Origin of the sequence: Chryseobacterium sp. MEBOG07, assembly GCF_021869745.1 — a bacterium.
Classification (GTDB): domain Bacteria; phylum Bacteroidota; class Bacteroidia; order Flavobacteriales; family Weeksellaceae; genus Chryseobacterium; species Chryseobacterium viscerum.
In genome coordinates this window covers 1,150,449-1,174,374 of record NZ_CP084579.1, presented here as the reverse complement: position 1 = coordinate 1,174,374, position 23,926 = coordinate 1,150,449, and the positions used below count along the sequence as shown (strand labels likewise).

General features: G+C 35.5%; 21 protein-coding genes. 11 read left to right on the top strand and 10 right to left on the bottom strand.

Going from position 1 to position 23,926, the window contains the following annotated elements; genetic code table 11:
• Positions 1-10: 10 nt before the first annotated feature.
• Complete coding sequence (dusB, locus tag LF886_RS05375; RefSeq protein WP_103232655.1) at positions 11-1,006, top strand: tRNA dihydrouridine synthase DusB; 996 nt, start codon at positions 11-13, stop codon at positions 1,004-1,006.
• A gap of 52 nt (positions 1,007-1,058) precedes the next feature.
• Here dusB and deoC read toward each other — a convergent pair whose 3' ends face one another.
• From deoC to LF886_RS05350, 5 genes are all read right to left on the bottom strand, one after another.
• Positions 1,059-1,802 carry a deoxyribose-phosphate aldolase gene (gene deoC, locus LF886_RS05370; RefSeq protein ID WP_236853051.1) on the bottom strand — a complete coding sequence of 248 codons (744 nt, stop codon included), beginning with the start codon at positions 1,800-1,802 and terminating at the stop codon, positions 1,059-1,061.
• A gap of 4 nt (positions 1,803-1,806) precedes the next feature.
• Positions 1,807-2,277 (bottom strand): Lrp/AsnC ligand binding domain-containing protein, encoded by a 471-nt coding sequence (locus tag LF886_RS05365; protein WP_103232653.1) that lies wholly within the window; start codon positions 2,275-2,277, stop codon positions 1,807-1,809.
• Positions 2,278-2,304: 27 nt separating this feature from the next.
• Entirely contained in the window at positions 2,305-3,240 is a 936-nt protein-coding gene (locus LF886_RS05360; protein WP_236853049.1) for an endonuclease/exonuclease/phosphatase family protein, read from the bottom strand.
• A 383-nt stretch (positions 3,241-3,623) separates the two neighbouring features.
• A complete protein-coding gene (trmD, locus tag LF886_RS05355; protein ID WP_236853048.1) occupies positions 3,624-4,295 on the bottom strand; it encodes a tRNA (guanosine(37)-N1)-methyltransferase TrmD in 672 nt (223 codons plus the stop codon).
• Positions 4,292-5,554 carry an NAD(P)/FAD-dependent oxidoreductase gene (locus LF886_RS05350; RefSeq protein ID WP_236853046.1) on the bottom strand — a complete coding sequence of 421 codons (1,263 nt, stop codon included), beginning with the start codon at positions 5,552-5,554 and terminating at the stop codon, positions 4,292-4,294. Before LF886_RS05350 ends, trmD begins: the two co-directional genes overlap by 4 nt.
• Before the next feature lie 66 nt (positions 5,555-5,620).
• On the opposite strand from LF886_RS05350, the gene LF886_RS05345 reads away from it, so the two are divergent.
• Positions 5,621-6,484 carry a glycoside hydrolase family 25 protein gene (locus LF886_RS05345; RefSeq protein WP_236853044.1) on the top strand — a complete coding sequence of 288 codons (864 nt, stop codon included), beginning with the start codon at positions 5,621-5,623 and terminating at the stop codon, positions 6,482-6,484.
• 143 nt (positions 6,485-6,627) lie between these two features.
• Here the strand turns inward: LF886_RS05345 and LF886_RS05340 are convergent, their stop codons facing one another.
• Positions 6,628-7,140 (bottom strand): 5' nucleotidase, NT5C type, encoded by a 513-nt coding sequence (locus LF886_RS05340; protein ID WP_236853042.1) that lies wholly within the window; start codon positions 7,138-7,140, stop codon positions 6,628-6,630.
• Between the two features lie 210 nt (positions 7,141-7,350).
• Between LF886_RS05340 and abc-f the strand changes: the two genes are divergently transcribed.
• Both abc-f and LF886_RS24085 read left to right on the top strand, forming a co-directional pair.
• Complete coding sequence (abc-f, locus tag LF886_RS05335) at positions 7,351-9,078, top strand: ribosomal protection-like ABC-F family protein (RefSeq protein ID WP_410685443.1); 1,728 nt, start codon at positions 7,351-7,353, stop codon at positions 9,076-9,078.
• Complete coding sequence (locus LF886_RS24085; protein WP_410685441.1) at positions 9,042-9,245, top strand: ABC transporter C-terminal domain-containing protein; 204 nt, start codon at positions 9,042-9,044, stop codon at positions 9,243-9,245. The genes abc-f and LF886_RS24085 overlap by 37 nt, the downstream gene beginning before the upstream one ends.
• 88 nt (positions 9,246-9,333) lie before the next feature.
• On the opposite strand, the gene LF886_RS05330 is transcribed toward LF886_RS24085, so the two are convergent.
• Positions 9,334-10,389: a Gfo/Idh/MocA family oxidoreductase gene (locus tag LF886_RS05330; protein WP_236853040.1), complete on the bottom strand. Its 1,056-nt coding sequence runs from the start codon at positions 10,387-10,389 to the stop codon at positions 9,334-9,336.
• A gap of 180 nt (positions 10,390-10,569) precedes the next feature.
• On the opposite strand from LF886_RS05330, the gene LF886_RS05325 reads away from it, so the two are divergent.
• From LF886_RS05325 to LF886_RS05315, 3 genes are all read left to right on the top strand, one after another.
• Positions 10,570-12,843 carry a TonB-dependent siderophore receptor gene (locus LF886_RS05325; protein WP_236853038.1) on the top strand — a complete coding sequence of 758 codons (2,274 nt, stop codon included), beginning with the start codon at positions 10,570-10,572 and terminating at the stop codon, positions 12,841-12,843.
• Positions 12,844-12,937: 94 nt separating this feature from the next.
• Positions 12,938-13,453 (top strand): hypothetical protein, encoded by a 516-nt coding sequence (locus tag LF886_RS05320; RefSeq protein WP_103233122.1) that lies wholly within the window; start codon positions 12,938-12,940, stop codon positions 13,451-13,453.
• Between the two features lie 257 nt (positions 13,454-13,710).
• The gene (locus tag LF886_RS05315; RefSeq protein WP_236853036.1) at positions 13,711-13,923 is read left to right on the top strand and encodes a hypothetical protein; all 213 of its coding nucleotides are present in this window, start codon (positions 13,711-13,713) and stop codon (positions 13,921-13,923) included.
• A gap of 487 nt (positions 13,924-14,410) precedes the next feature.
• Here LF886_RS05315 and LF886_RS05310 read toward each other — a convergent pair whose 3' ends face one another.
• Positions 14,411-15,046: a peroxiredoxin gene (locus tag LF886_RS05310; protein ID WP_236853034.1), complete on the bottom strand. Its 636-nt coding sequence runs from the start codon at positions 15,044-15,046 to the stop codon at positions 14,411-14,413.
• Positions 15,047-15,140: 94 nt separating this feature from the next.
• On the opposite strand from LF886_RS05310, the gene LF886_RS05305 reads away from it, so the two are divergent.
• Positions 15,141-16,028, top strand: a complete 888-nt coding sequence (locus tag LF886_RS05305) for a mechanosensitive ion channel family protein (RefSeq protein ID WP_236853032.1) — start codon at positions 15,141-15,143, stop codon at positions 16,026-16,028.
• Between the two features lie 327 nt (positions 16,029-16,355).
• Here LF886_RS05305 and sucC read toward each other — a convergent pair whose 3' ends face one another.
• Positions 16,356-17,546 carry an ADP-forming succinate--CoA ligase subunit beta gene (sucC, locus tag LF886_RS05300; protein WP_103233118.1) on the bottom strand — a complete coding sequence of 397 codons (1,191 nt, stop codon included), beginning with the start codon at positions 17,544-17,546 and terminating at the stop codon, positions 16,356-16,358.
• 575 nt (positions 17,547-18,121) lie between these two features.
• Between sucC and LF886_RS05295 the strand changes: the two genes are divergently transcribed.
• Genes LF886_RS05295 through LF886_RS05285 form a run of 3 tightly spaced genes read left to right on the top strand, consistent with a single transcriptional unit; the run spans position 18,122 to position 22,497 of the window.
• Entirely contained in the window at positions 18,122-19,789 is a 1,668-nt protein-coding gene (locus LF886_RS05295) for a peptidase domain-containing ABC transporter (protein WP_236853031.1), read from the top strand.
• 7 nt (positions 19,790-19,796) lie between these two features.
• A complete protein-coding gene (locus LF886_RS05290; RefSeq protein ID WP_236853029.1) occupies positions 19,797-21,110 on the top strand; it encodes an HlyD family secretion protein in 1,314 nt (437 codons plus the stop codon).
• A complete protein-coding gene (locus LF886_RS05285; RefSeq protein WP_236853027.1) occupies positions 21,094-22,497 on the top strand; it encodes a TolC family protein in 1,404 nt (467 codons plus the stop codon). Before LF886_RS05290 ends, LF886_RS05285 begins: the two co-directional genes overlap by 17 nt.
• Positions 22,498-22,586: 89 nt before the next feature.
• Here LF886_RS05285 and LF886_RS05280 read toward each other — a convergent pair whose 3' ends face one another.
• Positions 22,587-23,864 (bottom strand): chloride channel protein, encoded by a 1,278-nt coding sequence (locus tag LF886_RS05280; RefSeq protein WP_236853026.1) that lies wholly within the window; start codon positions 23,862-23,864, stop codon positions 22,587-22,589.
• Positions 23,865-23,926 lie beyond the last annotated feature (62 nt).

Sequence of the window (23,926 nt, the reverse complement as noted above, 5' to 3'; positions counted from 1 at the left end):
AATTTGCATCATGATAAAAATAGGCAACATAGAACTGCCGGAATTTCCACTTTTGCTGGCTCCGATGGAAGACGTAAGTGATCCTCCGTTCAGACGTTTGTGTAAAATGCACGGTGCAGATCTAATGTATTCGGAATTTATTTCTTCCGAAGGATTGATTCGTGACGCTATTAAAAGCCGTAAAAAGCTGGATATCTTCGATTATGAAAGACCCGTTGGTATACAAATTTTTGGTGGAGATGAAGAAGCTATGGCCATGTCTGCCAGAATTGTTGAAACGGTAAATCCGGATCTGGTAGATATCAATTTTGGGTGTCCTGTAAAAAAAGTTGTCTGCAAGGGAGCTGGAGCTGGAGTTTTGAAAGATATTGACCTTATGGTTCGTCTTACGAAAGCCGTTGTAAGCTCTACCCACCTGCCTGTAACTGTTAAAACCCGTTTAGGATGGGACAGCACCAGCATCAATATTGATGAAGTAGCAGAACGTCTTCAGGAAACAGGAATCAAAGCTCTTACCATACATGCCAGAACCCGTGGTCAAATGTACAAGGGTGAAGCAGATTGGGAACATATTTCAAGAATTAAACAAAATCCTAATATTGAAATTCCAATTTTTGGAAATGGTGATATAGATTCTGCTGAAAAAGCATTAGCATATAAGCAAAAGTACGCATGTGACGGTATTATGATCGGACGTGCTGCTATTGGCTATCCATGGATATTTAATGAAATCAAACATTTCTTTAAAACAGGAGAACACTTACCCGCTCCTACTATATCAGACCGATTACTGGCAGTCCGCCAACATGCGGAGTGGAGTGCAGAATGGAAAGGAGAAAAATTAGGATTGATTGAAATGAGACAGCATTACAGCAATTATTTCAGAGGAATTCCTCATTTCAAGGATTTCAGAAAAAAGTTCCTGGAAGTTTTCACATTGGAAGAAATGAACAGCCTAATCAAAGAAACCCAACAGTTCTACGAAGAATATCAGGCACAGATATAAAACAAAAACCATCAGTTAAACTGATGGTTTTTTTATATTTTGAATTTTATATTTAATATCCTTCTGATGAAGCTTCATCTTTAATTAATGCTAAAGCCGAAGAGGTACCTATCCTTTTAACTCCCATACTGATCATTTTCTCAGCATCTTCAGGAGTTCTTACACCTCCTGCTGCTTTTACAGGAAGTTTCCCTGCATTATTAAGCATAATGGTAACCCCTTCAAAGGTTGCTCCATTAGGTTTCCCATCGGTAGTTTTGAAAAATCCTGTCGAAGATTTAACAAAAATTTTTGACCAGTCATTTTCGGAGAAGTTCTCTTCTGCCCAGGTAGATATATTTTTAGTAAGATCAGCAATTTGCTCATCAGTCAGTGCTGCAATTTCAATAATCCATTTTACAACTTTATGATGTTCAAGGGATAATGCCGTACATTTTACAAATTCCTCTTTTACCAATTCTATATTTCCGTGCAGATAAGCAGTATAATTAATTACAAAATCCAATTCATCTGCACCATCTTCAATTGCTTTTGAGGCTTCTGCAAGCTTTTCATCAATTGAATACGTGCCTTCGTGAAAGCCTATCACAGTTCCTACTGCAACATTTGAATTTCTTTCCTGAATATATTTCTTGATCTCAGATACATAATCCGGACGAATCATCACGGCAAAAATATCATTCTCAATAGCTTCCTGGGTGAGTTCTTTGTCTTTTTGAAGTGTTTCTTCATGGGAAATACCTGATTGTTCTGGTGTTTTCAAGTAAGTTGAATCCAAATATTGGGCTATGTTCATATCGTTATACTTTCAATTGTCTGTAAATACCTTGTTCCAAAGATATAAAAGTTTCTGTTCGTGTTACTCCTTTTAGTTTTTGAATTTTGCTAAGAATCTGCATCAAGTGATCATTATCTTTACAAAGAACTTTTAGAAATATTGTGTAATTTCCTGTTGTATAGTGAGCTTCTACTACTTCATTCACATCATGTAAAGATTTTACCACATCTGGATAATGACTTGGCTGATCCAGAAATACACCAATGTAGGAAGTCACCTTATATCCAATTTTTTTAGGATTAAGGAATGATATTGAATTTTCAATAACTCCTGCATGTTCAAGTTTCTTGATTCTTTGATGTACCGCAGTAGTTGAAATCCCAACATGTTTTGAAATGTGGGCTAAGGAAGTTTTGGCATTATCCATCAACATGTAGATAATCTCTTTGTCAATAGAATCCAAATGGTAGCTTGTGTTGCTCGAATTTTTCATTTTCTACTTTTTTATTATTTATGTTTTTTACTGTAAATTCTTAAATTTTACAAAAACCGGAAAGTGGTCACTATATCCTCCCAAATACCGTGTACCGGCATAAGTTCGGAAAGGACGTCCTTCAAAATTTCTGGCCTTGCTGCTTATGTTTTCAGAATTAAATATATGGGCATCCTGAAAAGCCAGCGTCTTATTATCAAGTAAAGATCTTGACATAATGATCTGATCATACAGCAATCCAGATTTATAATGAAAAGTAGAATAATTTCTAGAAGAAAACAATTGCTGAAAAGGATTCATTAAAACCTTCTCATGCTGATTGTCATAAAGAATCTGCACTAAATTTTCATCATCCGGGTTTTCGTTAAAATCACCACACAATATGACATGCTCTTTATCAGCATTTACTAATTTCATAATCCGTTCCCGGACTTCATTCAATATAAAAGTTCTTTTCGGTTTATTGACATCTTTTTCGCGTTTAGAGGGAAGATGCGCGATAAAGACATTAATAATTTCTCCTTTATATTTAATTTTCGAAAAAAGTACGTCTCTGGTTGTGTCGTAATATTCTGTGTTTTTATTCACTATCTCAAAAAAGAAAGTAATGGTCTCTGAATCTATTACCTCTACTTTATTTTTATCATATAACATGGCTACATCCACTTTTCTTTCGTCCATAGAATTGTAATGTACAATTCCATATTGCGAATTAAAGGGTTCCATCTCCACGAGATCTTCCAGAACTTTCCTTCCGGAAACTTCAGACAATCCTATTACAAATGGCATTACCCCATTATCCTCCTTCATCAGCTGAAATACATGGGAGATTTTGAAAAGCTTGTTATTATATCTCTTTTCATCCCAATTCCTTAATCCTGACCGGGTAGGATCTAATTTGTGGACAGGTTTCGGATCGGGTAAAAATAAATTTTCAACATTATAAAAAGAGAACAACTCCATCTACACTAATTTCTATACTTTTTAATTTATTATGTTCTTTTTATTTCAAGATATAAATCCATTATTTTTTCAAATCCCGTTGATTCAAACGTCTATAAGAATAAATAAATTTCAATAAAAAAACAATTCAAATATAATAAAAATACCAATGAAATAAGCCAAAATAAATTAATTTTTCAATCATTCGAGAGTTTTGCTATATTAGTCAAAATTGAAACAATATACTAAATCAAGAATAAGAGAAATAAAATATTAATTTAAAATTAGAAATATTAATATTTTTCATACCTATCATATTTGCAACAAATATTATTCCACTTGCCTTAATAGCACACGGGATTAAATAGGTTAGCCAGAATCAAATAAATCCCGGCAAATTTGATTTAAAGTAAATCGGGACGTTTTTCTGTGGTAATTCTTACAGCTTCATCATGACGCCATTCCTCAATTTTTCCAGAATTCCCGCTCAGTAAAATTTTAGGAACATCCAGTCCTTTATAACTTTCGGGTCTGGTATAAATTGGTGGTGAAAGAAGATCATCCTGAAAGCTGTCTGTCAAAGCACTCTGCTCATCATTCAAAACGCCGGGAAGCAATCTTATGATGGAATCTGCAAGAACGCATGCTGCCAGTTCTCCTCCTGTAAGAACGTAGTCACCAATTGAAATTTCTTTTGTAATATGAAGGTCTCTTACTCTTTGATCTATCCCTTTGTAATGTCCGCAAAGAAAGATTAGATTTTCTTTTATAGAAAGCGTATTGGCTATTTTTTGATTCAAAGTAACTCCATCTGGGGTAAGGTATATCACTTCATCATAATTTCTTTGAGATTTAAGTTCTGAAATGCATTTATCCAGCGGTTCAATCATCATGACCATTCCTGCTCCACCTCCGTAAGGTTCATCATCAATCTGCCTGTGTTTATTGATTGCCCAGTCTCTCAGTTGATGAAAATGTACTTCCGCCAGCCCTTTATCCATCGCTCTTTTCAAAATAGAGGTTTTAAACGGACTTTCCATCAGTTCAGGAAGTACGCTTATTATGTCAATTCTCATTGTAATGTTCCGTTTTTCTTAGTAGGTATAATAATTAATCTTAAAGAAGAATCTTTGTTGATATAGCTCCACATCCAGTTGAAGAATATGGCCAGTTTATTTCGAACGCTCAAAATTAGCATTAAATGGAGAAACATCCAGAAATACCAAGCCAGAAATCCCTGAAACTTGACAAATGGCAGATCTACAACGGCTCTATGCTTCCCTATGGTCGCCAGAGAGCCTTTATCATCATACTCATATTCTTTCCATTCGTCCTGATGTTTCTTTAATAGATTTTTACCTAAATTTTTTGCCTGATTAATGGCTACATTAGCCACCTGAGGGTGCCCTTGTGGATACTTTGGTGTTTCCATATAGGCAATATCTCCGATAGCATAAATATTGTCGTACCCTTTGATTCTATTATATCGATCTACAATATATCTGTTTCGCATTAAGTTTTCTTCCGGGAAACCTCCTACAACATTTCCGGTAACTCCAGCAGCCCAGATTACATTGTTGGACGAAATTTCTTTTCCACTTTTAAGGTGTACTTTATCCCCATCATAATCTGTTACCACTTCTCCACTCAGAAAAGTTACTCCAAGATCTTTAAGATACTTTTCCGATTTTTCTTGTGCTTCACTGCTCATTACAGCAAGTGGTTTTTCGGTAGAGCTCACCAGAATAATCTTCAGATGGTCAAAGTTCATATAAGGGTAATCTCTGGGAAGAATATCTTTTTTCATCTCAGCAAAAGCTCCCGCCAGCTCCACTCCGGTGGGCCCACTTCCTACAATCACGATATTCCAGTTTCCGTCATCGCTTCTGCTTTTTTCAATGATAAGTTTTTCAAAGGTCATCAGTACATGATTTCTGATACTGATGGCCTCCTGGGTATTTTTCATCCCAAAAGCTCTTCCTTCTAATTCTTTGTTTCCGAAAAAATTGGTTTTACAGCCCGTTGCAATGATGAGTTTATCATATGTAAATTCGGCTTCGTCGGTAATGACTTTATTGCTGGCAGGGTCTATTTCTTTCACCTCTGTCATCCGAAACTGTGTGTTTCTGGATTGCTGAAAAATCTTTCTGAAGGGGAAAGAAATGTTGGAAGGTTCTATCCTTCCTGAGGCTACCTGATAAAAAAGCGGCTGAAACATATGGTGGTTCATCCGATCCAGAACAATAACCTTTTTGTTCTTGTTATTCAATGTTTTTGCAAGCTGCAGCCCCGCAAATCCTCCTCCTATAATGATGATTTTTTCGCGTGTTTCCATAATACACAAATTTACTGATTTTATTTTAGCATTTAGCAGTGAAAAAAGTTAGTTTTGCAAAACTTTATGACACCAAAAAAGTACACCAAAAAAACTGCCAAACAGGTCCATAAATCAAGACGGAAGAAGTATTTTTTCCGAAGATGGGTAATATTGGGAATATTGATCGTAGCATTGATAGGAACCGGATTTTATTTAAAGCAGTCTGTAAGCTATTATTATGCGTTGTACTTTAATAAGTTTAAGCACAAAAAACTTCACAACAGTGAAAAGGAAGCGGCAAGAATTCAGAGAATACTAAGCAGTAATCTGGATAAGACGTATGGTTTTGATGTTTCTCATTATCAAAACAGGGAAGATATCAAATGGGACAGTCTCAGTATTGGCAATAAAACAATTCCATTAGAGTTTGTCGTAATGCGTGCTACAATGGGAAACCGAAGTGCTGATAAACATTTTGATGAATTTTGGGAAAGTGCCAAAAAACATGAGCTTATCCGTGGTGCCTATCATTTTTACAGAGCTGATGAAGATCCCGTTATTCAGGCTAATAACTTTTTAAACAATGTAAAACTGGAAAGCGGCGACCTGCCTCCTATTTTAGATATTGAAAAAATCCCAAAGCGTAAGACCAATAAAAAATTGATTGAAGACCTGAAAGTATGGTGTAAAATCGTGGAAGATACGTATGGTCAAAAACCTATCATTTATACGTATTATCATTATTATAAAGATTTTCTGAAAGGTGAGTTCGAAGGGTATCCTTTATGGCTGGCCAATTACAATGATGTCCCCTCTCCTTCTCCGGATGATGAGTGGGATTTCTGGCAGTTCACAGAAAACGGTATCGTTCATGGCATCAACGCCAAAGTGGATATTGATATTTATAATGGAAATTCCTGGTCGTTAAAAAGACTGACACTGGATTAAAAATACCAAAGGAAGCTAGAAGCAGGAAGATGGGAATTAATACTGACCGCATAATTCATATCGGCTTTCAGAAATAATCTGTCTTATATAACTTCCAGCCTCCATCTTTGCACTTCCAGCTTTTAACTATCTCTTTGATAATTTTAAAGGATATTCATCACCTCTTCCCAGGAATGCACTCTTTTATAAGTATCATTTTCTATCAGCTCATTATGAGGCTGGGTGAATATTAATCTTTCCCCTGAAAAATGATCCAGATTTTTTGGATAATCATCAATCATTACATCTCCGGAAACCACTTTTTTACTTCCGCAAAGAACAATCTGTTCCCAGGTGATGAATGGAAAATGCTCTGCCAGCCAGTCGTATTTTTCCCTTAAGCTATTGGGAAACTCCATTCCTGCAGATACAATATAGAGATCGTATTTGTTATTCAGATATTCCATCGCTTCGCGGCTTCCTTTCATTACAGGTAAGGTTCTGAAAAACCCAACTTCATTAACGTGTTTTTTTCCATTGGGAAAAGACTCTATTTCAGGTTTACCCGTCAAATCGCTGATTGGAATTTCTCTTCCTGTATCTCTTTTTTCAAATTGCACCAGCTGATGATATACATCTGCCATTACCCCGTCCATGTCGACAATTACTTTTTTCATTACTTCAATCAGATTTTTATATTAATATTTTTACTGTGTTAATTAAATTATAGGCTATCAAATTTACTGAATAGTTTTTTCAGACAATGGACACAGTCTATTAAAAAATTATAAATATTCATTTTATAAAAGAGGTTCAGGAAAATTTTAGGCTACATTTTCGTACTTTTGCAGTTCAATTCAAAATCAATATCAAACCATTACATTCCAATGAATTACGTTTCTGTAGAAAACCTTACTAAATCTTATGGCATCAAATTTTTGTTCGAAAATATCTCTTTTCATGTCAATGAAGGTGATAAAATAGCCATTGTTGCCAAAAACGGAAGCGGAAAATCTACCCTTCTTAAAATATTAATGGGGAAAGAAATTGCAGACAGTGGCAATGTGATGATCAATAAGGATATTCAGGTAGTCTTATTTGACCAGGAAATCGATTTTGATTCTCATCTCACTATTGACGAATTTATGATGACACTTGATTCTGCGCCCATTCAGGCCTTAAAAAATTATCATAAATCATTACTTTCAACAGATTATGATTTCATTGAAAAAGCTCTGGCTGAAATGGAAATTCATAAAGCTTGGGACCTGGAGAATGATATGAAACAAATTCTCTCTCAGTTGAAAATCACAGATCTGGAAGCTAAAATGGGAACACTTTCCGGAGGACAGATCAAACGTGTGGCTTTAGCAAAATTGTTAACTGAAACAAGAGCCGAGCACCGTCACACTCTTTTGATCATGGATGAGCCAACCAACCACCTTGATGTAGAAATGGTAGAATGGCTTGAAAGCTATCTAAGCAAAGCCAAAATAACATTAATTCTGGTTACTCACGACAGGTATTTCCTTGACAGCGTTTGTGACATTATCTGGGAAATGGAAGATAAAAATCTATACTTCCACAATGGTTCGTATGCGACTTATCTTGAGAACAAAATGATTCGTGAGGACAATATGAATTCCACAATCGACAAGGCGAATAATCTTTACAGAAAAGAACTGGAATGGATGCGAAGACAGCCTAAGGCCAGAACTACAAAATCAAAGTCTAGACAAGAAGACTTTTACGAAACTGAAAAAATAGCTAAAACCGATACCCGAAAAGAATCTCTGGAACTCGACTTTGAAATGAAAAGACTCGGAAATAAAATTTTGGAACTTCGAGATATTTCTAAAAGTTATGACGAGAAATTATTAATAAAAGATTTCAGTTATCAGTTTCAAAGAGGTGAGAAAGTAGGAATTGTAGGAAAAAATGGTGCTGGAAAATCTACATTACTGAATATTATCCAAGGTCTTGAGCCAAAGGATTCCGGAGAAATTGAAACCGGAGAAACGATCAAATTCGGATATTTTTCACAAAAAGGACTGAAATATAAAGAAGAGGAAAGAGTAATTGACTTTATCAAAGAAATTTCCGAAAACTTCCCTTTAGCTAACGGAAGAACGATCTCTGCATCGCAATTTTTGAGGCTATTCTTATTTGATGACCAAACGCAATACTCACCTATTTCCAAACTTTCAGGAGGTGAAAAAAGAAGGCTCCACCTGATGTATATTTTGTATCAGAATCCCAACTTTCTGATATTTGATGAACCTACCAATGATTTGGATCTTCCAACTTTGACTGTTCTGGAAAATTTCTTGCTCAACTTTCAGGGTAGTTTGATTATTGTTTCCCACGACAGATATTTCATGGACAGAATCGTAGGCCATGTTCTTGCATTTGAAGGAGATGGAAAAATCAGAAATTTTGTTGGAACTTTCTCAGAATACAGAGAAGCTAAAAGCCGTGAGGATGCCTTAGAAAAAAATACAGTATCAAAGCAGCCAGAACCTGTAAAAGAAATAGTAGCAGTAAAAGAGGTTTCTGAACCTGTTTCTAAAAAAGAAAAATGTCTTTTAAGGAACAACGTGAACTGGAAACCATAGAAAAAGAAATGCCAGAACTTGAAAAAAAGCGTGCTAAAATAATGGATCAGCTTAATAATGAAACGGAATATGAAAAAGTTGCAAAACTATCTGCCGAGCTGGAAACTATTTCTGAAAAGCTAGAAGAGTATGAAATGAAGTGGCTGGAACTTCAGGAAATCCTTTAGTAATAATGAATTAAAAATTATGAATTATGAGTTGGTATAAAGTTGACAACCGCTATTATTCTCCAACTCATAATTCATAAATCATAATTTATAATTCAATTACTCTTTCTTCATTTGCACTTTTCAGGGAAGCATCAATGATTTTCATATTCTGAATAACTTCTTTCCCCGGAGATGGCAGCGCATATCCAAAAACGATGTGTTCATAAATCTGCTGGTAATAATTCATATAATTTCCAGCTTCACTGACGGTCAGTATTCTTTCTGTTTCAGAATTTTCATGTAAGACATTTAAAATTCCGTCTGTTCCTTTTAACGGCTCAGCCCACTCTTTACCATATTCGGGAATAGCTCCTGCTACCAATTCGTTTTCCTGATTATCGGTTCTTTCCTGTAAGAAAGTTCCTTTGTCACCATGAATAGTATAAGCATAGTGTGCTTCTTTACTGAAAACCGAAGATTTTAGTCTTACTCTCAGATCATTTTTATAGAATAGCAGGATCTCGAAATAGTCATTCGCAAACTCCTTTCCCTTCATAGAAAATACATCGGCAAACAATTTTTCAGGATATCCGAAATACTGTACCGCCTGATCTACAAGATGCGATCCCAGATCATGAAGCGATCCTGAACCTACCTGATCCGGGCTTTCCTTATGCTGTTTTCCACTAGGTGTCGTTCGGAATCTGTCGAAACGGATTTCAGCTTCTTTAATATTCCCTATTTTCTGATCATTTAATATCTTTTGTACCTGTAAAAAATCACGGTCAAATCTTCGGTTTTGGTATACACTTAAGAACAATCCTTTTTCTTCGGCCAGCTGCACAAGTTCTTCAGCCTCGGAAACATTGACTGTAAAAGGTTTTTCTACAATGATATTTTTCCCTGCTTCCAATGCTTTTTTTGCATATTCATAGTGTGTCTGAACCGGAGTGTTGATAATGACCAACTCTATATCTGCTTGCTGAAGCATTTCCTCAACAGAGCGGTAAATGGTTGCTTCAGGATATTTTTCTTTTGACTCTTCTTTACTTCTTTCTACCACTGCAGAAATAGAAAATCCCGGATGCTCCTTTAAAAAGGGTGCATGGAAAACTTTCCCACTCATTCCAAAGGCACAAAGCCCTGCTTTTACCAATTGCATATTATAATTTTTAACAAATATATTCATAAAAAATTCTCTATCCCTTCGTATAAAGTAACTATAGAAATAATCCATGCCATTATTAACAGAATATGATTTAAATCATAAAATTATTTTTATCTATTCTAAACAAATACTTACATTTGCGCCTTATTTAAAACTGTTCTACATAAAAATAATATGAAAAGACAATTACTTTCTTTAGGTCTTCTATTTATCGCTGTTTCAGCGAGTTCGCAGATGAAAAATGCTGAAGCAGATACCATCAGAACTCAGACCATTGAGGATATTAATCTTCATAAAACAGGAAATCCAAACCAGGCAAAGCCATTTTCAACAAAATCTAATTTGACGGTAATGGAAACCCCTCAACCTATTGCCATTGTTACTCATGAAATTATTGAGCAGCAGCAGGCAAAACAGTTGAGTGATGTTCTTCAGAATATAAACGGAATGTACATTACTTCATCCCGAGGTAATTCTCAGGACAGTTTTGGTGGACGTGGTTTTATCTTAGGAAATGACAATATTTTCAAGAATGGAGCAAGGATAAACAGTGGAGTTTTCCCTGAAGTAAGTGGTCTTGAAAGAGTGGAAGTATTAAAAGGAGCCAACGCAATGCTTTATGGAAATACTGCTGCCGGAGGTATTATTAATATGATTACGAAAAAGCCTAAATTCAATTTTGGCGGAAGTGTAGGATTAAATGGTGGAAGCTGGAATTCTTACAAACCAACAGTTGATATTTACGGACCACTATCTAAGAATGTTGCTTTCAGAATAAATGGAACTTACGAATATGCTGAAAGTTTCAGAGATGTTGTACAATCTGAAAAATACTACTTCAATCCTTCATTCTTATTTAATTTAAGTGAAAAATCTCAATTAATTGTTGAGGCAGATTATCTTAAAAATAATTTCACCCCGGATTTCGGGACTGGATCTATTACTGAAAAAGACCAAAGCTATAGGTTGAATGATGTTGTTTCCAGAAATGCTTTCTTCGGAACTGACTGGCAATATCAAAACGTACAGCAAGCTTCTACGAATGTAACTTTTAATCATCAATTTAACGAAAGATGGTCTTTGAATGCTAATGCTTCTTACCAAAACTATACTAAGGATTATTTTTCTTCTGAAAGAGTACAATGGGGCTACAGCTCGCCTACTGCTACCAGACTTTCATGGAACAGACCTTTTGGTAAAACGTACAATGAACAAAACTATACTTCTGCACAAGTAAACTTAAACGGTGAATTCAATACAGGAAAAATCAACCATAAAGTTTTGATTGGTGCTGATGCAGATTACAGCCAGGCAGATGCTTATACCTATACTTTAGGTGCTACTTCTAATGTTTTATTCTTAGATGATCCTTCAACATGGGGAAGTGTTGACATGCCAAGTTCTACCCTTAATACAAGAAACAGAATTAACACAAGAAGAATCGGGGTATATGCACAAGATTTCATTAGCTTAACAAAACAACTTAAAGTTATTGCAGGTTTAAGATGGTCTTATGTAGAAAATATGCCTACATTGACTACTCGTTTTACGGCAAATGAAAAATTTGAAGTATCCAATTCCTCAACTGCGGACAATGCATTTTCTCCAAAAGTAGGGTTGGTGTATGCTCCTAATGAAAACCTTTCAGTGTTTGCAACGTATACTAACTCATTTGCTTCAAATGCAGGATATACTTCAGATCAATTTAATACAGTAAATACCAATCAACCAGCTGCGCAAGTTCAAAATCAGTTAGCTACTTTATCAAGACAAAGCATAAAACCATCAACAGTTGATCAATACGAAATTGGTGTTAAAAAGAATTTCTGGAACAATGCTTTAGCTGTTAACTTAACGGCTTACCAGATTATGTACAATAATTATTATCAAACCTATTGGTTCGCTTCTACTCCAAACGGAGCTCCGGTAAATTCAACAGATACGAATCTTAAAGAATTTGCAGGAAATATGAGAAGCCGTGGTGTTGAATTAGATATTACAGGAAATCCGACAGAAAACTTATCTATAATCGGAGGTTTCTCTTATAACAATTCCGTTTATACTGACACTCCTGAAAAGGGATATGTTGAAAACCAAAGATTGGTAAGAACACCTGCTACAACAGCGAATGCTTCCGTTTTCTATAAATTTACAAACTATGTAAAAGGATTAAAAGTTGGAGCTGGAGTTTACTTCATTGGAGACAGAATCGCTGGATGGAATGACACAAAATCTACAAACACTAGTAGAAACAATGTGAGTAGAATGTTTGATCTAAAAGACTACACAACAGTTTCTGTATCAGTTGGCTACGAGTGGAAGAAGTTCTCTATCCAAGGAAGAGTGGGGAACCTGTTTGATGTTGTGAACTACAATGTTCACGAAAATTATTCTGTGAACCCAATCACTCCGAGAAACTATTATTTTACTTTGACGTACAAACTTTAGAATTCTTTATATAATAATTCTTTCATTAAAAGTGGAAATTGCATTTTTGCAGTTTCCACTTTTGAAATTTAAAAACAAAAACAAACAATAAGATATGGACAAGATTAAAGACACAAGAAGCTTTATGAGAATCACCCACCGTTATCTGGGATATTTCCTTGCAGGTATTATGGCTGTGTATGCATTAAGCGGAATTCTTCTGGTTTACAGAGACACAGATTTTCTTAAGAATGAAAAGAAATATGAAAAAAACATCGCTGCCAACCTTTCAGAGAAAGAACTGAAAAAAGAGCTGAAGATGAAAGGTCTTGAAGTAGAGAAAACAGAAGGAAGTGTTCTTTATTTTAAGCAGGGAACGTATGACAGCGCAACCGGAAAGGCAAAGTATACTAAGAAGGAATTACCTTTCGTACTAGATAAAATGGTTTCTCTTCACAAATCTCAGTCTAAAGATGCGATCTCCCCGTTAAGTGTGTTCTTCGGAGTTTCTCTTTTCTTTTTTGTAATTTCAAGTTTCTGGATGTTCAATCCTAAGACCAAAGCATTCAAGCGTGGAATCAAATTTACTATTGCCGGTCTTATTATTTCTATCATTCTTTTATTTATATAACAATATTAGAAAGCCAAAAGAAGGAAAAAGCAAGCATTTTCATTACTAAATTTTTATCATAAAATTTTATCATTTTTATTTCAAAGAATATTTATCGTTACGATATTACCATTAAATATGTTAAAAAAATAAAATAAATCCACCTTACAATATTAACGTTTATTTAGAAAAATTACGTAAAATTAAGAGTATGGCACATTTATTGTCTTTTCTATAATTCGTGAATAATAAACATTTAATTATTAAAATAATAAATTATGAAAAAACTTATTTTAACAGGGATATTAGCCGTAGCAGGCTTAACAGCAACTGCAAACGCTCAGATTCAGAAAGGTAATTGGATGGTAGGAAGCAGCTTGGCAACAAGTAATTTTGGACTGAATACAGGTGGTGGATACCAAATTAACCTACAACCCAAAGGAGCTTATTTTATCGAAGATAACGTAGCTGTTGGGGATATGTTAATTTAGGCATTGGCAAATCTTCTAATACCTCTAATACTAGGTTTGATTATGGCGTAGGAGCTTTAGGACGTTATTATCTTTCTCCTGGAGAACAAGGAGTAAATAACTTATTACACCACGGAAGATGGTTTTTCGAAGGTAACTTAGGTGTTGGTGGTTATTCTATCAGCAAAGGAGGTAACTCTACAACAGGTCTTGACTTTGGTGCAGGACCAGGGTATTCTTACTTTATCACTCCAAATATTGGTCTAGAAGGTTTAGTAAAATATGCTGGTGTTACAGGTTTTGGAAATCAAGGTTTAACATCAAACATTACTTTTAACCTAGGGTTTAGTATTTATTTACCTACCTCTAAAGCTAAGCAAGTTGTTAATGAAGTAAAGTAATCAAACACTTTACTATACATACATAAGTATACATTGAAATCGCCTCGAAAAATTTTTCGAGGCGATTTTCGTACAAATTAAAACTAAACTATAAAAAATCAAATAAATCATGTATTAGGTTGCGGGGTATATCTTAAGTACAGCTTTATTTCCGTTACCCCTTTTGGGAATATTTTCCGGGCTTCCTCTGTAGAAATGGTGGGCGGAATAATAACATCCTCACCATTTTTCCAATTAACAGGTGTAGCCACGCGATAATTATCTACCAACTGTAAAGAATCCAGCACTCTAAGGATCTCATTAAAATTTCTCCCTGTAGAGGCCGGATAGGTAATAATCAGTCTTACTTTTTTGTCTGGATCAATAATCAATAAAGAGCGAACAGTAGCGGTAGCTGATGCGTTCGGGTGAATAAAATCGTAGAGTTCAGAAATCTTTCTATCCTTATCTGCGATAATAGGAAACAATACATTTGTATTCTGCGTTTCATTAATATCTTTCACCCAGTTTTGGTGGTCTTCTACTCCATCTACGCTTAACGCTATCACCTTTGTTCCTCTGGCATCAAACTCAGGCTGCAATTTTGCTGTATAGCCCAATTCTGTAGTGCATACCGGAGTATAATCTGCCGGGTGCGAAAATAAAATTCCCCATGAATTTCCTAAATAATTATAGAAATTGATATCACCTAAAGATGATTCTGCCTGAAAGTTGGGTGCTGTATCTCCTAGTTTGATCGACATAATATTCCTCTTTTATAGTCTACAAATTTAGTAGACTTTTTGGAACTGGCAAATTTTTTGCTGAAAATTTATATATTTAACTAAATTTTTATTCATGGAGAAAACCGGACTCACCTATATTGACTTGGTGTACAAGGTATTAGAGAATTGGTATGTAACTTTTGCAAAACTTACCCCAAAACTAATTGTCGGCATTTTAGTATTTACGTTCTTTTTGATTACCAGTAAATATCTAAGTCAGGCCGCCGTAAAACTATTTCACAAATTTTTCCCTAAAAGCCAAAAAGAAAGTTCTCTGGTTACTTTAATCAGCATATTTCGATTTCTGATCATGCTGATGGGAACCTTTATAGCCCTTGAAATAATGGGTTTCAGTGGTTTTCTTTGGAAGTTTATCGGAAGTTTAGGAGTAGCAGGGGTTATTGCCGGAGTCGCTTTAAAAGATCTTGTTTCAAGTATATTCTCCGGTATGCTGATCGGTATTGACAAAGCCTATAAAGTGGGAGATTATATTACCATCGGAGCGCATTCCGGTACGGTACAGGAAATTGGTTTTTTAACCACCAAAATTCTTACCGATGATGGGAAGAAAGCATATATCCCCAACCAGGTCGTTTTCAATGCTCCTTTCTATAATATTACAGCTTCGCCACAACGCAGGATTATTTTAAATTTTGAAATCCCTGCCGATGAAGATATCAGCAAAGCACAGAAAGGAATTCTTGATGTCGTTAAAAATCTTGATAATGTAGATAAGTTAGATACAGTAGAAGTGATCTTCACAGATCTGAAACAAGGTGCATTTAATCTTCAGGTGAAGTTCTGGATAAAAATAGGGGCCAATCTTGCGCAGGTTAGAAGTAAAGCATATTTAGGCATTAAAGAACGCTTTGATGCAGATAAAATTCTGTTGGTAACTCCTACGAGCATCAGTATTACAAGTGGAGATAATATTCTATCTGAAAGTCATCAGGATAAGTAAGATTATTTATAAAAACATTAAGACCATTTCAAATTTTGAAGTGGTCTTTTTTTAGACTATTAATAAAAGTTGGATATCGCAAAGGCGCAATTAATTCTTCCACACTACTTTTTAAGGTTTTAAGACGCAAAGATTTTATCTCCGATAAAATTGTATACTTCATTTTTCACGCTGATTTTGCAGATTACGCAGATACATAAAAATCTACGTAATCCGTGTGGTCTGCGAGAAAATTATAATGATAAAATTTTGCGCCGATATGTGTTTATCCAATAAAAAAACCGCTCCAAAAATGGAACGGTTTCTTATTTATTTGAAAATTTTAGATTATGCTAAAACTTCTTTTACTTTGTTTGCAGCTTCTTCTAAAGTAATTGCAGAGTGTACCGGAAGACCAGACTCGTCAATTAGTTTTTTAGCTTCTACAGCATTAGTTCCTTGTAATCTTACGATCAATGGAACCGGAAGGCTACCCATAGCTTTGTAAGCATCTACAACTCCCTGCGCTACTCTGTCACATCTTACGATACCTCCGAAGATGTTGATCAAGATTGCTTTTACGTTTGGATCTCTTAAGATGATTCCAAAAGCAGTCTGTACTCTCTGAGCATCTGCAGTACCTCCTACGTCAAGGAAGTTAGCAGGGTTACCACCTGACAATTTGATGATATCCATAGTTGCCATTGCAAGACCAGCTCCGTTTACCATACAAGCAACGTTACCGTCTAGTTTTACGAAGTTAAGACCAGCTTCACCAGCTTCAACATCGATAGGATCTTCTTCTCTTGTATCTCTAAGAGCTTCAAGATCTTTGTGACGGAACAATGAGTTACCATCCAAAGTTACTTTAGCATCTACAGCGATAATTTTGTTATCAGAAGTTTTCAAAACTGGGTTGATTTCGAAAAGAGAAGCATCAATTCCTACATAAGCGTTATATAGAGAAGTAATGAATTTTGTGAATTCTTTGAAAGCATTCCCTTCAAGACCTAAGTTGAAAGCAATTTTTCTAGCCTGGAAACCTTGAAGTCCTAAAGTAGGATCAATCAATTCATTGTGGATCAAATGAGGAGTTACTTCAGCAACGTGCTCAATATCCATACCACCTTCAGTAGAATATACGATTGTATTTTTACCTTCAGCTCTGTCTAAAAGAATAGAAACATAAAATTCTTTAGTTTCAGATTCTCCAGGATAATAAACATCCTCTGCCACCAATACAGAATTTACCAATTTACCTTCAGCAGAAGTTTGTGGAGTGATCAACTGCATTCCGATGATGTTCTGAGCGTTTTCTTTAAGTTTATCCATGTTTGGAGAGAACTTAACACCCCCACCTTTACCACGTCCACCTGCGTGAATCTGTGCTTTTACAACCCAAGCCTGCGCTCCAGTTTCAGCAGTCAATTTCTCAGCAGCTGCTACAGCTTCATCTACGTTGTTTGCAACGAAACCACGTTGGATAGCTACTCCATACTTTGATAAAATCTCTTTTGATTGATACTCGTGAAGATTCATATTATTTTTATTATTTTATTTAAAAATTTAAAGGTTGACAAATTTACTAAAAATGAACAAGGTTAAAAAGAAATTTGTCGAACTTTTAATTCATTCTGCAACTTTAGGGACGATCTTCTCAGATTCAAAGCGGTGAATCTATGAATAATATGATAATGATCATAAAAAAATGAAATCCGAGCCCCATATTCTAATAACATTTTAATCCCATTCTAATGTAGATAAGAATATTAACAAATCCCATCTATTATCTTTGAAACCCCGAAATAACAGAGATATATGACATGAGTTTTCAGATAAAATTCACAATACACGGAAACCTTGATTTTCAGAATTCAGAAAAAATAAGACCTCGCAGAATTGATAGTAAAAAATCAAAACAGATCATTAAGTCTGGCTTAAAAAAAGTATTTATTTATCAATCATTTTTATCTGTGTCAGAGAATCTTTGATATCAGATATCTTATGTAAGCGATCTAAAAAAGGCCTCCTATTCTATATTTTATAAAATAATATTACTCTTTTTATTGAAAGATACAAAGCGGGTAAACATAAAACTCTACTAAATAAGAAAAATGGAAATAACAGCAAATGAACAGGGTAAACGACTGATCCGTTACATTACAAAAGAAAAAAAGGATGTCACAAATATTTATTTTTATGCAATCCTCAACGGTCTTGTCTTATTGAGTGTTCCCTTGGGAATACAATCCATTGTAAGTTTTGTGATTGGAGCTACTATGGCAACGTCTATTTACATTCTCATCTTTTTTGTCGTTGCAGGAACATGGCTTGCCGGATATTTCAGGTTAAAGGTAATACAGATTATTGAAAAAATCCAGCAGAAAATATTTGTAGAATTTTCTATCGCTATCGCAGATAAAATACCCAAAGCAGATCTTTCTTATACCAGAAAATATTATCTCCCGGAGCTGGTCAACCGCTTTTTTGACATTCAAAATCTGCAGAAAGGAATTTCAAAAATTCTGTTGGAAATTCCCACTGCTTTGATCCAGATTGTTTTCGGAATTCTTTTGCTTTCTTTTTATCACCTCTGGTTTTTGGTCTTCGGAGCACTGGTGATTATTTCTGTGGTGATTATCTTCCGCTATACTATGGAAAACGGGATCAAATCAAGTATTGAAGAGAGCAACAAAAAATATGATACCGCCGCCTGGATAGAAGATATTGCAGGATCTGTGAAGACCTTCAAAATGCATTCTGAGAATTACCCCCACTTAAAAGGAACCGATGAGAGAGTGGTAGAATATCTGAAGCACCGAACTTCTCATTTTAAAATTCTTGTATTCCAGTACAAGACCATTATCGCTTTTAAAGTGATTATTACATTAGCCATGCTAGCTATTGGGACCAATCTTCTGATCAATCAGAAACTGAATATCGGAGCCTTTATTGCCACAGAGATTGTTGTTTTAAGCATTATGTCTGCGGTAGAAAAACTGATTGTAAGTCTTGAGAGTTACTATGATCTTATTGCCTCTTTTGCCAAACTTTCAAAAATCACAGAGCTTAAAGAAGAGCCTAACGGTGAAATTGTATTATCTCAGAAAGAAAAGGGGACAGAGATAGAATTTAAAAATGTTAGTTTTTCATTTAATGAAAGTAGCTCTATCCTTTCAGATTTGAATTTTAAAATTCGGGAAAACAGCATTACGGTTTTAACAGGTAAGTTGGGAGCTGGAAAAACACTGCTTCTCAATATGATCACAGGATTTTTCGAGCCCAGCTCAGGAACAATACTATTGGACAGAATTCCTTTAAAAAACATTGATAAGCAGAAATTTAGAAATAATATAGGCTTGTACCTTGAAAATATGAAAATCATTCAGGGAACGGTGAAAGAGAATATCATATTGGGCAACTCCAAAAGCCATACGGAAGATATTCTTGAACTCTCAGAAAATATAGGAATAGAAAATATTTCCAGTATGTTCAGCAGTGGATTCTTCACTGAGGTAAGCGAGACTGATTCTGAAATCACTTTCAGTTCAAAGAAAAAAATACTGCTTCTGCGCGCTCTTCTTGGAGAAAAAAGGCTCATTATTCTCGAAAATCCTTTTGTGGGAATCCATGAAGAATATCAGGATAAAATGATACAATATCTCCAACAGATAAAAGAAAAAACGACAATAATTATTGTGTCACAGGATCCTGAACTTCTGCAATATGCCGATCAGCATATTCATCTGGAAAACGGCACTTTAAAAACATATCAAAAATAACAGTAAAATGGAATTACAGTCATTTGACAAAATATATCATATCCATAAGAAATCAAGGGTAAAAAGATGGTTCTTTTTTATCTTCATTGGGGGAATTATTACTTTATTCCTTCCCTGGACCCAGAACATAAAAGTAAAAGGAAATGTAACGTCTCTTTATCAGGAACAGCGTCCGCAACAACTCCACTCTCCTATTCCAGGAAAAATTATCAGATGGAATGTGAAAAATGGAGATTATGTAAAAAAAGGAGATACTTTGCTGCAACTTTCAGAGATTAAAGAAGATTATTTGGATCCTCTTTTAGTACAGAGAACACAAGAGCAGGTAAATGCTAAAAAAGGAGTCAGGAATTTCTATGAAGCTAAAGTAGGAACTGTTAAAAGCCAGCTTCAGGCATTACACTCAGCAAGAGAGCTAAAGCTTAGCCAGCTAAAGATCAAAATCAGCCAGCTAAACAACAAACTTACCGGTGAAGAGGCTGAACTGGAAGCAGCTACCAATGAGCTTAAACTCTCCGAGGATCAGTTTACCCGGCAGAAAAAAATGTATGATGAAGGTTTAGTTTCCCTTACCCAGTTTCAACAGAGAAATATCTCCTATCAGAATGCCATCGCCAAAAAAACAGCTTCAGAAAATAAAACAGCCCAAACCCGCCAAGAAATTATCAATATAGGAATTGAACAGAATGCTGTGATTCAGGATTATACGGAGAAGCTCAGTAAAATAGAAGGAGACCGCTTTCAAAACATGGGACAAATTGAAGGCAGTGAGGGAGATATCGCCAAACTTGAAAACCAGGTAGCCAACTATAAAGCAAGACAGGGCCTATATTTCATCATTGCTTCGCAGGACGGTCAGGTTATACAACTCAACAAAACAGGGATTGGCGAAGTTTTAAAAGAGGGTGAAAACATAGGAACCATAGTCCCTACCACACTAGATTATGCCGTAGAGATTTTTATAAAACCGGTAGACCTTCCGCTTGTTAAAGAAGGGCAGCGCGTCATGTGTATCTTTGACGGTTTTCCGGCTATTGTATTTTCGGGATGGCCCAACTCCAGCTACGGAACATTTGCAGGTGAAGTGGTTGCCGTGGAAAGCAACATCAGTGCAAACGGACTTTTTAAAGCCCTGGTCATTGAGGATAAAGATGAAAAAAGATGGCCTCCTAAAATTAAAATGGGAGCTGGAGTACAGGGAATTGCCATTCTGAATGATGTTCCTATCTGGTATGAACTGTGGAGAAATATCAACGGCTTCCCACCGGATTATTATGAAGTGAAAAATGATCAAGCCGCTAAATATGAAAAAACAAAATAAGCTTCTTTTTATACTAATCCTACTTTTTTCCCAATATAGTAAAGCTCAGGATTCTCTCATGATTTTAGCACAGGAGTTTCTGGAGGTGGTAAAGAGTTATCATCCGCTGGCATTGAAATATCAGCTTCAAAATAAAATAGCTCAATCAGAGATTACTAAAGCCAGAGGAAGCTTCGACCCGGTTTTGGGAGGAAAACTTGGAGAAAAAAACATTGACGGAGTGCCGTATTACAGACAGAAAAATATCGAGTTGGGGATTCCCACCTGGTATGGGATTGATCTTACAGCAGGATATCAATACCTGGATGGAGAAAAACTCAATTCCAGTGAAACCAAAGGAGGGCTTTACAGTATGGGAATCACAGTTCCTTTGGCTAAAAATTTTTTGTATGATAAAAGAAGAGCCGTATTGGATCAGTCAAAATTTGCTTTAAAAATGACAGAAGCTAAACAAATTGTATTAACCAATGAACTTCTTCTTGAAGCAGAAAACACCTATTGGGAATGGACACAAAGCTTCGAAATTTACCAGATACAGACCCAAGCAGTTGAGATCAGCAGAAAGCGTTTGAAGTTTACCCAAAAAACTTTTGAATATGGAGAAAGAGCAGCTATAGATACCGTTGAAGCGTCTTCACAACTACAGAGCTTTGAACTTAAGCAGAAAGAAGCTTATTTAAACTTTATCAAAAACACCCAGCAGCTGCAGTTATTTCTATGGAAAGAGAATCGTGAAATTTATGAAATCTCACAGCTTATTTATCCCGCAGATCACCTTTCAGATCATACCGCTTACTCAGATTTTGAATTCCTATTACAGGAAATCAAAACAAAAGAAGCCGGCAATCATTGGTCTGTATATTATTATCATCAGAAACATCATATCTTAGAAAGTGAGCGGAAACTGAAATGGCAGAGCTTTCTTCCTAAACTTGATTTCACTTATAATTTTTTCAACAAAGAAAACTATCAGACAGATTATCTCCCACTTTTTGATAACAATTTCCAATATGGCTTAAAGCTTGAGATTCCTATATTTCAAAGGGAAGCCAAAGCCAGTTATCAAATGGCTAAAATTAAAATAGAACAAAATAAACTTGATACTGAATTCAAAAAGAGAGAACTTACGACTAAGATTGAAACCTATAAGAACGAACTTGTCAATTATCATGCTCAAATGAGCCTTTCACAAAACAATCTCGTGAATTATCAAAAACTTCTTACTGCAGAAGAAACAAAGTACACAAACGGTGAAAGCTCACTTTTCCTGATCAATTCGAGAGAAAATAAAATGATTGAGGCACAGGAAAAATTTATTTCCATCAAAACAAAATTTCTCAAAAGCTTCAATAAGCTTAAATGGATGAAAGAAAATTTCATTTTATAAAACCAAAAAGTTCAGGAATTTCCTGAACTTTTTTTATTGATATTCTGATCTTAAAAATACATCAGAAATTATTGTATAGACAAATATTCCTATTCTTCCGCCAATTTCTCAGACTGAGATCCAATGAATGGAATTTTCGGAGCCAGGAAATATCCTGTCAGGCTCGCAAATAATATGGGCACAAAATAGGTAAATCCGGTAAGAGTTCCCAAAATGATGGTGGTACTCATCGGGGTTCTGGTCACACAGGCATTGATGGCTGCCATACAGCTTACAATTGCTAAAGTGGTATCTACGGTTGGGAATAAATTGTGGATAATTAATCCCAACGTTGTCCCTACAAAAAACAAGGGAATAATAAAACCTCCTCTCCATCCGGAAGTCACCGTAATGGCAATAGCCAATATTTTAAAAATCAGAACTAAGATTAAAAAATTCAATCCGAAATTCCCGCCGATCAGCTGGTTGATTTCGTTATGTCCGAAGTATCTTGTAATCGGAAAATTATAGGCGATAATTCCTAGAATAATTCCCCCTACGAATGTTTTTATGTAAATAGGAAATTGTCTGTATTCAAAAACTTTTTTGAAAAATTTGACTACAAAAATGAAGATCCATCCGAATAAAGTTCCCACGATTCCAAAGGCTGTGGCATAAGCGAAGTCGTATACTCCCGCATAATGATATGCTTTCAGATCCCAGGCTGCTCCAATTCCCAAATGGATGATCAAAGCAAACATCAGATAGCTGAAACAGCTTGCTACCAATGCAGGAATAATGGCTTTATAATACTCTACAGCATGTTTATGATGCAGAATTTCAAGAGAAAAAAGACTTCCTCCCAGCGGAGCTCCAAACAATGCTGTAAAACCTGAAGCCATCCCGGCAATGCTCAAAGACCTCAGCTCTTCTCCTTTTAATCTGAAAATTTTCCCCAGCCAGGTTCCGGTGCTTCCAGTGACCTGTACCAAGGGAGCTTCCGGTCCCAAACTTCCTCCTGATGCTACACAAAAAAGAGAAGAAAGGATCATTGAAGGATTATTCTTTGGATCCAGTTTTCCTTTATTGAATCGGATGTTATTAACAATCAAATGAATTTCTCCGGGATCACCAATAAAATGAATCACCAGCCCAGCCAGCAATCCACAGATTGCCATTGTTGGAATCACCTGCCAACCTTGAAATTCAGCCAGAAACTCGGTGAAATGCTCCAACACGATCCAATATCCACCGGCAATGATACCGCCTACAAGACCTGTAACTGCCCACATAAAAAAAGTACGGCTGAACACAAACGGGTTAAATCTGATGGGTTGATCCAAAAGATCAAATGTTTTGATTAAACGTCTTCTTCTATTGATTTTCATTTTAATTTATTTTAAATAGTAAAAGAATATTATCATTTGTCTTTACTGATTATTACAGTTTG